The organism is Sinorhizobium glycinis (genome assembly GCF_001651865.1).
GTDB classification, from domain to species: domain Bacteria; phylum Pseudomonadota; class Alphaproteobacteria; order Rhizobiales; family Rhizobiaceae; genus Sinorhizobium; species Sinorhizobium glycinis.
On the sequence record NZ_LPUX01000040.1, the window covers coordinates 1 to 14,255 of the forward strand.

A 14,255-nucleotide genomic window follows, 5' to 3' on the forward strand; every position below is an offset into this window, starting at 1 on the left:
ATCGCGTGTGTCGCCGCAGCCTGACAGCCGTCCCCGCCAGCTATCGCTGCATCAATCCGCTGATAACTTTACAGTGCCGGTCAAAGCGTTTGCCGGGAAATTCCGGGACAACCGATATATCGGGCATTATATCGCCTATCCGAAATCGGGCAGCCAGAGGCGACTGGCACGCATTTTTGCCGACTGGCTGACCGACCAGCGTTGCTAAGCGACAATACCCGTGCGTTCGGCGTCGCCGGGATTATCTGGCCGCCATGCTTGCAACGAGATCGCTGAACCGCTCGCCCTGAATGCCGACATGTCCCCGCAGCAGGCGGCGGGCGTCCTCTCCGTTTCCAGCAAAGATCGCATCGACGATGGCGCAATGTTCCGAGAAAGACGTCGACAACCGATTGCGCACGCGCAATTGCAGGCGGCGGTAGGGCCGCAGGCGCCGGTGCAGTTGCAGGCATTGTTCCTCGAGAAACTCGCTTCGGCTGGCCGCATAGATCGCCTTATGGAATTCCTCGTTGTCGTAGTAAGAGCTGGCTCGGGAAATCTGCACAGCTAGGATAAGTGGAATTTCTGCCTGACTTCGGCTTAGATGCCGGGAACAGGAGAGACCATACAAGACGACCGCTCCTTGAGGGGGCGACAGGCGTATTCGGTGATGAAGCGAAGGCGGAACCGGCGCGTCCAACCGTCGATGTGAAAACGCTGCACGCCAAAATCGGCGCACTGACGCTGGAGAACGATTTTTTATCCGGTGCGCTGGGCAAGGCGGATTGATGCGGGACAACAAATGATCGACCGCGATCATAGGCTATCCGTCGTGCGCCAGGTGAAGCTTCTCGGCTTCAGCCGTGGCAGCCGTCTACTATTCTCCACGTTCAGTGTGGCACAGCGATCTGGCTCTGAGGCGGCGGCGGACGAATGCGTCGCATTCGCTCGGGGATCGACGAACTACATCTCGACTACCCTTTTGCCGGAAGTCGTATCTTGCAAGGGCTCTTGAGAGGAGAAGGCCTGGAAACTGGGCGGCGGCACGTCGCCACACTGATAAACAAGGTGGGCATCGAGACAATATACCGTCGCCCTAACGCCTCCAAACCAGCGCCAGGTCACACACGCCCGAAACTGTTCAGACAAACCGAGCCGTGCGAGCTTCTCCTGTCTGGTTGGTGATCATCGATGATCGATGAATATCGAACATGCGTGTTCGAACGCTTCCAATGCAGCAGAAATGGCGGGCCGAGCTTTGCTTCCCTTTGCGAATGCCGAAAAAAGTCGCCGCTGTGTTACAGGGCGTAGGTCCAGGCACCGAAAATCGGGATCGAGCAGTATATTGTGCGTCGCAAGACCTGGAAGAACGGTAACGAAGCTTCCGGTTCGCACAAACTCCAATGTCGCTGCAATGTTGCGGCAGCTCGACATGATTTGTGGCGTATATCCCTCCGCATGGCACGCGTTCACGATGAACGTCTGATAGCCAATGGCTGATTGGTTCAGGGCCCATTTTTCCTGGGCAAGTTCCCATAGTTCGACCGACTTTCGTCCAGTGCCCGCTAATCTGTGATCGACTGAAACAACGGCTTTAAAGGGGTCGATGTAAAGGGGCTGGAAGTCCAGCTGGTGCGCGAAGTTTTCCGTCCCAGTTAGATCGTCTACGATTGCGATGTCGACCTGCTTCGTCGCAGTCGCTTTGAGGCCGTCACCCGGCTCCATTTCGTTGAAAAAGATCTCCAGCGAGGGGTGCTGTTTTGCCAGCTGGGTAATCGCTTGTGGGATGATAGTTGCAGCTGCTGAACCGAATGCAGCGATACGCAAGTCGCCGGTCACCGTTTGTGCAGTTCGCGCGAGATCCGCTTCTACTTCGTTCACGGCCTGAAGTATTCCGCCAATGCCGGCCAACAAACGCTCGCCGGCCGATGTCCAGCGTACACCTCTCCCCGAGCGCTCGAACAGAACGAGGCCAAGCTCCTTCTCAAGGAGAGAGAGTTGCTGCGAGACAGCGGGCCGCGTCAGGTTCAGGGATCTTGCAACCGCCGAAATCGTGCCAAGGACCGAGAGCTCATGAAGAAGTTGCAGCCGTGAGAGATTGAGCATGATAAACGCAGTCCGTAAGTTTTTCTTACATGTAGTGTTATCAAGCGTCGCCTTTTCTTTCACTCATTTTCTGTGATCAATACGTAAAAAAAGGGGAACAATTAGAGAGTGATCGCTCGACCGCGCGTGCTGTCGGATCGTCTTTCTTGGCCTCCCCTTTTTTGGACAGAGTCTATTGGCTCATCACGAGGAAGGTACAAGATGACTACGGTTGCTTTTATTGGTGTTGGTCGGATGGGTTCGAGAATGGCGCTTCGCCTACTCGATGCAGGTCATGTGGTCCACGTTTTTGATCCCAACACGGCGGCTACCGCTGAGCTTGCTGTAAAAGGCGCTGTCGTTGAGGCATCGCCGAGTGCCGCCGCCGCGCCAGCCATGTTTGTTCTCAGCAGCCTGCCGAGTCCTGCCACTCTTCGCGACGCCATTACCGGCGAGAATGGTATCCTCAAGAAAGTGGCCGCGGGCGCTACGGTTATCGACTTCAGCACAGTCGATGCATCGACAACCAAGGCCATTGCAGCACAGTGCGAAGCGAAGGGCGTTCACTTCATGGACGCGCCGGTCAGCGGCGGTGTCGCCGGCGCCAGCGCCGGGACTCTTCTGGTTATGGCTGGCGGAAGCCAAGACGTTCTCGATGCAGCCCGCCCGGTCCTCGGCCCGATCGCCGGCCGCATTGTGCATTGCGGCCCTGTCGGTTCTGGCCAACTGACCAAACTCGCCCATAACCTCCTGACGGCAATCAATACCGTTGCCCTAGGCGAAGTGCTTTCCGCCAGCGTCAAATCCGGCGCGAACCTATCTGTTCTGACGGAAGTCCTGTCCGGCGGACTCGCGGGCAGCAAGATGCTCGACTACCTCCCAAAAACGCTTTTCACCGAAGAGCGTCCTGCAAACTTCGCACTCGATCTGATGCACAAGGACATCTCCCTGTGCCTCGAGGAGTTCTCGGCTTACCCCATGCCGCTCGGTCAGATGGTCCGCCAAATCTACAATATGGCACGCGCCGAAGGTCTTGGAGGCAAGGATTCCACGAGCGTAGCAGAAGTTTTCGAAAATCTTCTGAAAGTCGAACTGCGCCTGCCCGCAAGCGCCTGATCACCCGCATTCAACCAAGGAACGAACAATGTCTCAGACAGCTAAAGTCCGGAATGACACGGCGGAAGTCATTTTGCCAACCGCTGGCCTTTCCGGTCAACTGATCAATGGAGCATGGGTCAAGCCCGTATCTGGCGCGATGCTCGACATCATCAATCCCTGCCGCAGCAGCGTCATTACGACGATCGGCGCGGCGGACAGAGAAGATGTCGATGCTGCAGTTGCCGCGGCGAAGGCAGCGTTTCCCTCGTGGCGGCGTCTGGCATCGCGTACGCGCGGCGCGCTCCTGACGGAGCTTGCCAATCGTGTCTCAGCGCATTCGGAAGAGATCGCTCGCATTCTCGCTGCAGAAACCGGAAACGCGCTGCGTACGCAGAGCCGTCCGGAAGTCATGAGTTCCATTGAAGTGCTGCGTTACTATGGCGGAACGGTCGCCGAACAAAAGGGCGAAACGCTTCCGCTTGGCCCGGGTCTGTTCAGCTACACGACGCGCGAGCCGCTTGGCGTCGTCGGTGCGATCATACCGTGGAATTCACCGCTGGTTCTCGCCGCCGTCAAGATAGGCATGGCTCTTGGCACTGGCAATACGCTCGTCCTGAAGCCTGCCGAAGACGCGCCGCTTGCGGTCATCCGAGTCGCAGAGCTTGCAGCCGATCTGTTCCCGAACGGCGTCTTCAACGTCGTGACCGGCGTAGGTGAAGTAGCAGGTGCTGCCCTATCCGGCCATCCGGACGTTGCAAAGATCTCTTTCACGGGTTCGGTCGAGGTCGGTAAACTGGTCGCCCATGCCGCCGCCGACCGTATTGCTCGCGCCACATTGGAGCTTGGGGGCAAGAGCCCAACCATCGTCTATCCGGACGCCGCGACCGACGACAGGATCGATGGCCTTGCAGCGAACATCATTAATGCGATGCGGTTTGCTCGTCAGGGGCAGTCCTGCACTGCCGGTTCACGTCTTTATGTCCATCAGGATGTATTCGAGCCTGTCTTGAAGAAGGTCGTCGAGAAGCTTGCCGTAATGAAGATCGGCGACGCCCTTGACGAAGAGACCGATATCGGCGCGATCATCAACGAGGAGCGCTACAGCGCTGTTCGGGAGTTCATCTCCGAGGCGGTTAACTCGGGCGCCGAAGTGGTAACCGGTGAAGTCCCGCCCGCGGCTGGCAGGAACGTCGGATTCTTCCCGAAGCCGACCGTCCTCAAAGGCCTCACCAACGACTGGCGCATCGTGCAGGAAGAGGTGTTCGGCCCTGTTCTCGTTGCCATTCCATGGACGAGTGAAGTCGAGGTTATCGAGTGGGCAAACAACACCCACTATGGCCTTGCCGCCTATATCTTTGCCAATGACCTAACCACGGCTCTCAATGCGGCGAGCCGGATCGACGCCGGTTGGCTCCAGATCAACCGCGCCGGCGGCCAGATCCCCGGCATGTCCTATGGCGGCATCAAGCAGAGCGGTATTGGATCCGAATACTCCATCGAAGGTGCTCTTGAGGCCTACACGGCCCGCAAAAGCGTCACGGTCAACCTCTGAAGTTACGGATAAGAGCCAAGTCGATGCCCAAAACGCTTTCCATCAATAGCAAGCTGACGACGGCCGATATCGAGCGCCTATGCGTATTTGGCGAGCGTTTCGATCGACTTATGACACTAGAGGTCCGCCCGCTAACGGGCGGGCTTCCGGCTGGAATCGTCGTCCCGACGTATCTGGCCTGTCGCGCGGTACAAGGCGAGCCTTCCTCGACGCTCGCGGCAAGAAAGCTGCTTGCAGCAATACGCCCAGGATCAGATGTTATTGTCGCGACCGGCGCAGGCGTTGCGCCGAAGCTGCCTCTCGGGGAGACCGACGGTCCGCCCGGTGCTGTGGCGCTGGCGCGCAGCCTGGCGCTCGGATTTGGCGCGAATGTTACGCTTGTCGCCCAGGACGAGCATATGCCCGCTGTCGATGCCTGCGTTCGAGTCATCGAGGACGTTGCGCAGTCGCAGGGCTCGATCACCACAGCCATTTTTCCGAAAGGCGAGGCAGAAGGTCTAGCCGCCGCCACCGATATTTTTGATCGTCTGAAACCGACGGCCGTCATTTTCGTAGAGCGCGATGGTCCGAACGAAGCTGGCCACTATCATGGCATTCGTGGCGATCGCCGCCCGCCGGGAACCGTCGCAGATGTCTATCGCCTGGCCTACGAGGCGAAACAGCGAAACGTGCTGACGGTCGGAATCGGCGACGGCGGTAACGAAATCGGGTTCGGAAAAATTCGTGAAGCGGTCGCCGCCCTCTTGCCACGCGGTGGTCGCTCGCAGCCTGACGAGACGGGTGTGGTCACCATCACCGAAACCGACGTTCTCGTCAGTGCATCCGTATCCAATTGGGGAGCTTATGCGGTCTCCGGGGCTCTCGCGATAGCGCTCGACGATGAGAATCTCGCGCACAGTGGCGATCGGGAACATGCGTTCATTGTCGCTTGCATTGCAGCGGGCGCGCTCGACGGGGCGACTTCGCGTCCCGCACTCGCTGTCGATGGTATCGACTGGCGAGGCCACTCAGGCGTCTCCGAGCTGATGCGTAGCATCGCAATTTCTGCAACTTCGAAATCCGAACTCAAAAACGCGGCCACAGCATCCAGCGAGGCGGACCTACCGATTTTTTCGGTGCTCGATGATGCCCAGGCCAAAGGAGGTTATCACCTATGAGCCTATCCACGCAAAAGAGCGAAAGTCAGACAGCTCGCCGGGACACCTTCGGTAATGAGATCGATCCGGTCGTCGGTTTCGCGCGTGGCTCGATCATCAAATCCAGTATCGAGGAGGCTAAACGCCTTCGCCATGGACAGACCGTCGCGGCAAAGCGCGTCCAGGCACTTGGACCGCGATCGATCGGCGTTTTCACAGGAAACCAGCGCGATTTTCCAGTTCGTCCGGAAGACCTGAACACAAATTGCGAGGAATGGATTGGTCCTGGTCTTTATGCCGAGGAGCTCCGCGCGGTCGCCATCGAACATCTTGGCGGACGAAGTGATGACGGATGTGCCGTTTTCAATCGCACCAGCGCCGGGATCGTAGCGACGATCGCCGCACTCGCCGGCGGAAAGCCGGTACTTTCGGTCGTGCCTGCCGGCGATCGATCTCACGCGTCGGTCGTACGTGGATGTACACTCGCCAGGGTCGGGCTGAAGGAAGTTACCTCGGACAAAGATTGGCGCACTCACATTGCGGATTGTTGTCTGGTTATCGTAACCACCGTTACGAGCGCTCTGGCTCGGCTCGATGACGCTTTTACGATAGCCGTGGTCGAGGAAGCCCACAAAGCTGGAGCCATTGTCCTTCTCGATGAGGCCTACGGGGCTCGCCTTCGCCCTGTACTGCACGGAGGGCAGAAAGCTCTTGCACTCGGTGCGGATCTCGCGATCACCAATTGCGATAAGGCCGGACTTTCGGGGCCGCGCGCTGGCGTGCTGGTCGGCCGTTCCGGTCTCGTCATGGCCGCAGGCGCCAAAGCTGCCGAGTATGGTATGGAAGCTCGTGCTCCAATCGCGGCGGCCGTGCTTCGCTCTCTTCAAAAATTCGATCCTCATCATCTGACACAGGAGGCGGCGGCCGGTCAGGAACTTGCCGCCGCACTTGAGGCAGCGATGGGCGCGGGCGTTGTCATGCGCAGCGACCTTGGACCCATGGTCAATGAAGACGCCGTGCTCGCTATCATTCTCGAACGTGCGTCGATCTCGGCCGATGCGCTCAATGTCGTGCCCTGCGAGGCGACTGCGGCACTCGGCATGCTCCTTCTGGCAGACCACGGCATTTTGACTGTCAACACGCATGGCCAGCCCGGTGCGCGCGTTTCGCTGCGTCTGAAACCGACTCTTGATGCCCTTGCAAGTGTCGGTGGCGTGAGCGCCGTCGTCGATGCGGTCGATGACTGCATTACCAAGGTTGCAGACATTGTCACTGATGAAAACGCCATGAAGACGCTGATCCTGGGAGATTTCGCATGACCACTTCGAATTTCGCCGCCATGGACGACCGGCTCGACCGGCTGGTCAATCTCGACCTGGGCGGCCGCGGCGTCGAGCATCTTTCTGCGGCTACCCGTCTATTGCTTGGAGCATCGCCGGTGGGAGCAGCGGCCGATAAACTTGCCGCGCTGAACCACGAGGATGTCGTACTGGTCACAACGGGTTCGGTTTCGCGCGCCTGGATCTCCCCAGAGATCGGCGAGAATGACGGTCCGGCTGGTCTGGCGGCGGTGGTGCGCGCAATCAGCCTTTCCCGCAAGGCGCTGTGTGTCGTTCTCGCGGAGGCGACCTTGATCGAGCCAATCGGCAAGCTCATGACGACGGCGGGCCTGACCGTCGTTCCAGTCGAACAGGCTAAGATTGCCGCCCGCGACAAGAGCCTCGCCGTCGTATCGCTTCTGCCATTTACGACCAAGGATGAGGACGCCCCCGCCGAAGCTTGCCGCATTCTGGACGAATTAAACCCCGTCCTGCTGTTTTCGACCGAACGCGTCGGTCGCAATGCCGACGGCATCTATTGCAGCATGCGTGGTGTGGACTACGGCATGGACCGCGCGCGCATCGATTATGTGTTCGATGAAGCCAACAAGCGCGGCGTTTTGACCGTGGCAGTCGGCGACGGCGGCAATGAAATCGGAATGGGTGCGATCAAGGAAGCAGTTCATAAGCACGTCCGTTTTGGTGACGCGCGACCGGAAGGTGGCGCCGGGATCGGCGCCATGACCGGCTCCGATATTCTCGTCACGGCGGCGGTCTCAAATTGGGGTTGCTACGCTATCGTCGGCGCGCTCGCCGCTCGGTTGAAGGACATCCGGCTCCTTCACAAGCCAGAAATGGAAGCCACTCTTCTCAAGCGTGGTGTCGATATCGGCCTGATCAACTCTGTCGACGGACTGATCGACGCAAATGTCGATGGTATACCACTTTCCACCCATCTTGCGATTTCCGAGATTATCGAGGGGATCGTTCGACCCGCGCTGCGCTGATTGTGCAGGCGCAATACAACCACAAGGGGAATGAAAATGAAAAATGGATTTCTTTCTAAGCTGCGTTCGGTCTTCGCCGGCGCGTTGGCAACCATGGTCGTTGCGGGAGCAGCCCATGCCCAAGAAACATCGCGGCTTGATGAGCTTCTGTCTCGCGGAAAACTGATCGTTGGCGTGTCGAGCGAATCTCCGCCGTTCGGATTTGTCGATGAGAAGGGCGAACTGGTCGGCTTCGATATCGACATAGCCAAGCTGATTGCTAAGGCGACATTCGGCGACGAAACCAAGGTCGAGTTTGTACGTCAGAGTGCAGCCCAACGCTGGCCGAATGCTCAGAACGGCACAATCGACTTCGGCGCGCAGACTACGAGCATTTATGCTGATCGCGCTCAGAAGGTCGCTTTCACCCGTAGTTACATCGACGGTGGTGTCGTGATGATCGTTCGCAAGGACGCGCCGTTTCAGAAGCTCGCCGACTTCAACAAGTCGGACGTCACGATTGCCAATCTGACGACGCCGACCCAGGAGGAACGCGCCAAACGCCTCTTCCCGAGCGCACAGATCGCCACCTTCGACGGCATTGCGGCCCAATTCAATGCCGTGAAGCTTGGTCGTGCGCAAGGGGCACAGTTGGATGGCCCGGTCGCCGCCTGGTATGTCAAACAGAACCCCGACATGCGCGTCATCGAGGAGCGACTGACAGATGTCGTAAATACTGGCATCTTCATGAAACCCGGCGACTTCCGCCTGTGGCAGTATCTAGATCTCACGGTCAGCGAAATGACCGGTGGATACCTCTTTGCCGACTACAGCAAGATTTATGAAAAGTGGTTCGGTACGAAGCCCTTGAACGTCAAATGGTATCTCAATCAGCCACAGAAGTAGTCGGTCTTTGGGTTCAAAATAACAAGGGGAACACCATTGGACGCGTTCGTAATTTTCTTCACCAGATATCTTCCGGCGTTTGCCGACGGGTTCCTGATTACTGCGGGGGTAGCGGCTCTCGCCGCCCCTGCGGCACTGATTTGGGCCATTGTATTGATTATACCCCGGCTCGCCCAATGGACATGGGCCAGCAGATTGGTTGATGCCTATGTCGAGGTTATGCGCAATTCGCCGCTTCTGGTGCAAATGTACCTGCTTTATTTCGGGCTGCCTCTTCTCGGCCTCTTCTGGAGCAGCATCGTCTGCGGTGTAATCGCAATCGCCTCGCAGCACGGCGCATTTCTTTCCGAGATCCTGCGTTCCGGAATTCAATCCCTAAGCCAGAGGCAATGGGAAGCCGGTAGCGCGATTGGCATGCGCAGATTCGCGGTCATCCGTCTCGTCATTCTGCCGCAGGCGTTTATCAAGGTGCTGCCGGCGCTCGGTAACCAACTCATCGTCCTCGTCAAAGACACCTCACTTGTATCGGCCATCGGCGTCATGGATCTGACCTTGACCGGTAAGATGACGATCGAACGATCGGGCGCGTCCTTTGAAGCCTTCATTGCAGTCGCGTTCTTCTACCTCATTCTCACAAGCACGCTCGGCCTGGTCCTTCGTATCATCGAAGTGCGTGCGGCCCGGAGGTATGGCTGATGTTTCCTGTCCTTCAATCGAATTTGCCTTACCTGCTACAAGGCGCGGTATACACCGTCATACTGTCAGCAATCGTCGTCTCCTGCGGCACGGCGCTTGGCGTCGGGATTGGTGTCCTGGCATCTGTTGGCGGAGCAATCCTCCGTTCCATCATCACTGCCTACATTTTCCTGTTCCGTGGCGTGCCGGTTCTGGTGATCATGTTTCTCGGTTTCTACAGCTTTCCCGCTTTGGGTTTGCGGCTGGATGCATATACGGCGGTCGCCATTTCCATGATCGTTTATGTGGGTGCTTTTGTTGCCGAAGCGACGCGCGGGGCGATTGCCGGCGTGCCGACGGGACAGACAGAGGCTGCCAAAAGCCTTGGAATGCGCAAAGGCAAAATGATGCGGGAGATTGTCCTTCCGCAGGCAATGCGCCTGGTTATCGCGCCAGTCCTCAATATCTCACTTATGGCAATCAAGCAGACATCCTATGCATCCATTGTAGGAGCGTGGGAGCTGTCCTTCGCTGCCCGCGAAGTGGTGGAGCGCACTCTTGCTGCATTCCAGATCTTTCTCGGCGTTATGCTCATCTATTTCATCATCTGCTACCCGCTTTCGCTCGCTGCACGCGCGCTCGACAAACGTTTGGCCTTTGACAGTTAAGGAGACCAACATGAACCAAGCTGCTGCCCCGATTTCTCAGAGCGACGATATTGTTGCTATCAGAGGTCTCCGCAAATCCTACTCGACACTCGAAGTCCTGAAGGGCATCGACATATCCGTCAAGCGCGGTGAAGTCGTCGTCATCCTTGGGCCGAGCGGGTCGGGAAAATCCACAATGTTGCGTTGTGTGAATTTCCTTGAGAACTTCGACCAGGGGACCATTACCGTTGAGGGCCGCCCGGTCGGCTACAAGATGGTGAACGGCACGCGCAGGCCGGTAAGCGAAGTTGACAACGCCAGCCTTCGCCAACACGTCGGCATGGTGTTCCAGAGCTACAATCTTTTCCCCCATCGTACCGTTCTTCAGAACGTAATGATGGGTCCGGTCAAGGTGAAGGGCATGGACAACAGCAAGGCGCGTGACATCGCCATGAAGCTCCTTGCCAAGGTCGGAATGGAACACAAGGCCGACGCCTATCCAGGGCGACTTTCGGGTGGTCAACAGCAGCGCGTAGCTATCGCCCGGGCGCTTGCGATGGAACCATCCGTCATGCTCTTCGACGAGGTCACGTCGGCGCTCGATCCCGAACTCGTCGGGGAAGTACTCAAAGTCATGCGCGAGTTGGCCGAAGAAGGCATGACAATGATTGTTGTTACCCACGAAATGGGATTTGCGAGGGGGGTCGCCGATCGGGTTGTCTTTATGGATGGTGGCGTTGTGGTCGAGCAAGGTCCGCCAGAAGAGATCATGACCAATCCCCAAACGGATCGGTTCCGTGGTTTTCTGTCACGTCACCTCTCTCATGAAGGGTGAATGCTTGTCTCCACGATCGACACCCAGCAGAATCATCGCCTCTTGCATCTGGGACATGCTTCGGAAAAGTGGAGAGGCATTTTTTGATCATGCGGCCAGTCTCTCGAACTGTGCGGGCCAAGCACTTAAGCTTGGCCGTCCACGGCCGGGGCAGCGCTAGAAGTTCCATAAATTTGATTACGCGATATGTTATAACATAACATGCGAATGTTGAAGACGAGATATCGAACTCCCAGCCTCCTCCCGGGGCAACTCGGCTGCCGTCGCACAGGTCTCGACGGCAGCCACTTTTCTCGGAGGCATCGCAGTCTTGGCTTCTACCGAGATTTCAATGCTGCCGTCCGGTACCAAACCTGCCGCCGACCGCGGCGCAACTGAGCGCGATTTTTGTCATGAAGGAATGGACACTCTCGCCACTTGAAAAGACCTGCCTTCGATGGATTTCTCGAGGTAGGACCGTCGCCGAAATCGCTTCGCTGGAGGGCAAGAGCGTCGCCGATATCGAGGGTTATCTCCAGCGCGCGCTTGCCGCGCTGGAGGTAAGATCAACGGAAGAAGCTATCGCGAAGGCCAATCTCTCAGAGCCCGAGTGACCGGCTCCGCTGGCGGGACTGGGAACGAAGAATGCGACGCGCTCGTTGCGCTGCGTTTGGCAAGTTTTGGAGGGTTCGTTGCCGTATCGTGCGCTCTCAAAATATGAAGTTGAACGGGCTGACGCCGGTGCGATGCCGGCGCACGACGCGAGCGCGTTGCTTTCGACGAGCGTTGAACCGCTCCGCCACGGGAGCGCTGGCCAAGATCGACACTACATCGTCGGCCGTTTCAGCGCTTGGGAGGGGAAGTGCCGTTCAGCCCTGAAACTTGGCTTCGATGACGCGCCCGACGCATTCGTTCTTTACCTGCCGTCCACCAACGCGCCGGAGATACGTGCCGGGACACAAAGCTTCCCGACGACGAGAGCAACAGGTTTTCTGGAGGATCTCGCGTACTTCGACGAGCTAACCCCTCATGAACATTCCAACCATATCGGCCTTTCCTTCGAAAAGGCGGCGATGGTGCAGCAGGTGAGTGAACTGCTGGATGGTCCTGTCACGACGGATCTCGAATTCGATCGTATTGTCGATCTGACTTCCGAGAAAGGATTGCGGTTGGCGGCGCTCGGCCATCTTGTTTGGAGTTGCCTCAATCTTTCCGAAGCAGATCGACTATCACCGGCCGCTATCGAGCGGCTATTTCAGGCGACGATGATCGCACTTCTGGAGGTCGCTCCCAACAGCTACATGCCGCGGCTCGAACAGTCGCTCTCGCCGGCTGTCTCGTGGCAGGTGAAAAGAACGATCGAGTACATGCACTCGAACCTGGCGCAATCCATGACGGCTGCTCTGATCGCAGCCGAGACGGGTACAAGCGTCAGGGCATTGCAGGCGGCCTTCCAGCGTTTCAAAGGCACCACGCCTTTAGGCTATCTTAGAACGATCCGCCTTGAAGCTGCCCGCAGAGCTCTCCTAGGCGATGACGGCTCACGATTGATTTCCGATGCGGCGCGCAATGGAGGGTTCACCCATATGGGGCGGTTCGCCGCCGCCTATTATCAAGCTTTCGGCGAAACGCCTTCGGATACGCTCCGAATGCGCTGAGTGTCCGGTCGGTGGGTAGGGTGAAGGTGGACACGATTGTTGTGGCGCGGGAAACTGCCGCAGACCAATAGGCGTGCGTGATCCTTTATCTCCTTCGGAAGCAGCCCAATCCCGCTCTTTTGTGATGGCGTCCTGGCCCGGCGCCGGATCTTCCACGATCAACCCGTAAAGGGTCCGCTAGCAAGCTGCGGCCGCTTCGGCTTCGCCTCGCGGTGATCGCGCCCGCCGTCGGGCCTTTTGAGGAGCCATCGAGCGGGATTGGCCCGCTCCCGAAGGAGCCTCTCACATGTCGCACGATCTTTCCCTCGCTCAATCCCACGCCTTCCAGCTCTCCCGCGACCTGATGGTCCCGGTCACCCTCTTCTCGGTCGGCGGCGAGTACGGCGTGCTTCCTTCCGACGAGATCGACGCCGATGACGATCTTGAGATCGTCCATGAGTTCTTCCCATGGCCGGCTCATTGAGCCGGCCTGTGCCTCCGGCGTGCCGCTTGCGAGCGGCAGGCCGCAAGGGAGGCTGCGCCGCGGCCGGGTCTTGCATGATCCGACAATTGCCAGCCGTGCCCTTGCCGCCTTTGCTCTTCGCGGCTGGTGGAAGTGCGCCCGCGAAGCGACGGGCAAGCAAGGCAAAGAGGAAGAGGCATGAACAGGAAGGAAATAGAGGCGCTGCGCGAACGGGTAGGCTGTGCGGCTGTTCTTGAGCATGCGGGCTTCGCCATCGATGCGAAGGAGAGTACCCGGCGGGCGGTGAAGTTTCGGCGTGGCGCTGAAATCATCATCGTGGTTCATGAGGGGCGCGGATGGTTCGATCCGCTCAGCGATGCGAAAGGGGATGTGTTCGGACTTGTCGAACATCTCGATCATGTCGGATTTCTCGAAGGCGCCGGGAGGGTCGCCGACCTCGTCGGTTTCACGATCGACGAGCCGGAATGGCAGGCGCCCAGGCCCGATCAAAACCACGACCTTTCTCTGCCCGAGCGTTGGCAGGGACGCCGCTATCCGTGGCCCGGCTCGTCGACGTGGGCTTATCTCTCCGGCGAGCGTTTCCTGCCAGCCAACGTGCTCCGCGCGACAATCCGGCAAGACCGCCTCCGGGAGGGTCCCTATGGCAGCATGTGGGCAGCGCATACGGACAATGCGGGCGCTGTGACCGGCTGGGAGGCGCGAGGGCCTGAGTATCGGGGCTTTGCCTCCGGAGGAACGAAGGGTCTCTTCCGTCTGGGGCCGGACACAGCGTTGCGCCTGGCCGTCACTGAAGCTGCTATCGATGCCATGAGCCTTGCCGCCATCGAGGGGCTGCGTGATGGAACCGTATATCTCAGTAATACCAACGAGCGGTGATCATGACCGATGCGCCCATTCGCGGAGTCCGATGGACATGATCTTCCACGGCTGGTCGACG

At 58.4% G+C, this 14,255-nt stretch carries 16 protein-coding genes and 3 pseudogenes; 16 read left to right on the forward strand and 3 right to left on the reverse strand.

Annotated elements, in window-relative coordinates; all coding sequences use genetic code 11:
* On the forward strand, positions 1-208 hold a 208-nt coding region (locus AU381_RS30530; protein ID WP_082909584.1), incomplete at its 5' end, for a hypothetical protein.
* 33 nt (positions 209-241) lie between these two features.
* Here the strand turns inward: AU381_RS30530 and AU381_RS00780 are convergent.
* Positions 242-520, reverse strand: a pseudogene (locus AU381_RS00780) (FCD domain-containing protein); the annotation flags it as partial.
* A 35-nt stretch (positions 521-555) separates the two neighbouring features.
* Here AU381_RS00780 and AU381_RS29380 point away from each other — a divergent pair.
* Positions 556-1,104, forward strand: a pseudogene (locus AU381_RS29380) (IS3 family transposase); the annotation flags it as partial.
* A gap of 60 nt (positions 1,105-1,164) precedes the next feature.
* Here AU381_RS29380 and AU381_RS00790 read toward each other — a convergent pair.
* Positions 1,165-2,148, reverse strand: a complete 984-nt coding sequence (locus AU381_RS00790) for a LysR family transcriptional regulator (RefSeq protein WP_014857727.1) — start codon at positions 2,146-2,148, stop codon at positions 1,165-1,167.
* A gap of 138 nt (positions 2,149-2,286) precedes the next feature.
* Between AU381_RS00790 and AU381_RS00795 the strand changes: the two genes are divergently transcribed.
* Genes AU381_RS00795 through AU381_RS00805 form a run of 3 tightly spaced genes read left to right on the forward strand, consistent with a single transcriptional unit; the run spans position 2,287 to position 5,871 of the window.
* Entirely contained in the window at positions 2,287-3,180 is an 894-nt protein-coding gene (locus tag AU381_RS00795; RefSeq protein ID WP_014330974.1) for an NAD(P)-dependent oxidoreductase, read from the forward strand.
* A gap of 28 nt (positions 3,181-3,208) precedes the next feature.
* On the forward strand, positions 3,209-4,714 hold the full coding sequence (locus AU381_RS00800) for an aldehyde dehydrogenase family protein (protein ID WP_014330973.1): 1,506 nt from the start codon (positions 3,209-3,211) through the stop codon (positions 4,712-4,714).
* Between the two features lie 23 nt (positions 4,715-4,737).
* Positions 4,738-5,871 (forward strand): glutamate cyclase domain-containing protein, encoded by a 1,134-nt coding sequence (locus AU381_RS00805; RefSeq protein WP_014330972.1) that lies wholly within the window; start codon positions 4,738-4,740, stop codon positions 5,869-5,871.
* A 2-nt stretch (positions 5,872-5,873) separates the two neighbouring features.
* Here AU381_RS00805 and AU381_RS30590 read toward each other — a convergent pair whose 3' ends face one another.
* Positions 5,874-6,752 carry a hypothetical protein gene (locus tag AU381_RS30590; RefSeq protein ID WP_223843494.1) on the reverse strand — a complete coding sequence of 293 codons (879 nt, stop codon included), beginning with the start codon at positions 6,750-6,752 and terminating at the stop codon, positions 5,874-5,876.
* A gap of 57 nt (positions 6,753-6,809) precedes the next feature.
* Between AU381_RS30590 and AU381_RS30595 the strand changes: the two genes are divergently transcribed.
* The 11 genes and pseudogenes from AU381_RS30595 to AU381_RS00850 form a co-directional block, all read left to right on the forward strand.
* Positions 6,810-7,169 (forward strand): hypothetical protein, encoded by a 360-nt coding sequence (locus AU381_RS30595; RefSeq protein ID WP_223843495.1) that lies wholly within the window; start codon positions 6,810-6,812, stop codon positions 7,167-7,169.
* 20 nt (positions 7,170-7,189) lie between these two features.
* A complete protein-coding gene (locus tag AU381_RS00815) occupies positions 7,190-8,176 on the forward strand; it encodes a glutamate cyclase domain-containing protein (RefSeq protein ID WP_234885991.1) in 987 nt (328 codons plus the stop codon).
* A 36-nt stretch (positions 8,177-8,212) separates the two neighbouring features.
* Entirely contained in the window at positions 8,213-9,061 is an 849-nt protein-coding gene (locus tag AU381_RS00820) for a transporter substrate-binding domain-containing protein (protein WP_014330969.1), read from the forward strand.
* Positions 9,062-9,097: 36 nt separating this feature from the next.
* Positions 9,098-9,757, forward strand: coding sequence for an amino acid ABC transporter permease (locus tag AU381_RS00825; protein WP_014330968.1), 660 nt, complete (start codon positions 9,098-9,100; stop codon positions 9,755-9,757).
* Complete coding sequence (locus tag AU381_RS00830) at positions 9,757-10,404, forward strand: amino acid ABC transporter permease (protein WP_014857731.1); 648 nt, start codon at positions 9,757-9,759, stop codon at positions 10,402-10,404. The genes AU381_RS00825 and AU381_RS00830 overlap by 1 nt, the downstream gene beginning before the upstream one ends.
* Before the next feature lie 10 nt (positions 10,405-10,414).
* The gene (locus AU381_RS00835; protein ID WP_014857732.1) at positions 10,415-11,218 is read left to right on the forward strand and encodes an amino acid ABC transporter ATP-binding protein; all 804 of its coding nucleotides are present in this window, start codon (positions 10,415-10,417) and stop codon (positions 11,216-11,218) included.
* A 392-nt stretch (positions 11,219-11,610) separates the two neighbouring features.
* Positions 11,611-11,811, forward strand: a complete 201-nt coding sequence (locus tag AU381_RS00840; RefSeq protein ID WP_014330966.1) for a LuxR C-terminal-related transcriptional regulator — start codon at positions 11,611-11,613, stop codon at positions 11,809-11,811.
* A gap of 78 nt (positions 11,812-11,889) precedes the next feature.
* A complete protein-coding gene (locus AU381_RS00845; RefSeq protein ID WP_014330965.1) occupies positions 11,890-12,855 on the forward strand; it encodes an AraC family transcriptional regulator in 966 nt (321 codons plus the stop codon).
* 286 nt (positions 12,856-13,141) lie between these two features.
* Positions 13,142-13,318 (forward strand): hypothetical protein, encoded by a 177-nt coding sequence (locus AU381_RS30175; protein ID WP_014330964.1) that lies wholly within the window; start codon positions 13,142-13,144, stop codon positions 13,316-13,318.
* Positions 13,290-13,499, forward strand: coding sequence for a hypothetical protein (locus tag AU381_RS27965; RefSeq protein ID WP_014330963.1), 210 nt, complete (start codon positions 13,290-13,292; stop codon positions 13,497-13,499). Before AU381_RS30175 ends, AU381_RS27965 begins: the two co-directional genes overlap by 29 nt.
* Positions 13,496-14,176 (forward strand): annotated as a pseudogene (locus AU381_RS00850) (DUF3991 domain-containing protein); the annotation flags it as partial. The gene AU381_RS27965 and the pseudogene AU381_RS00850, both read left to right, overlap by 4 nt.
* Positions 14,177-14,255 lie beyond the last annotated feature (79 nt).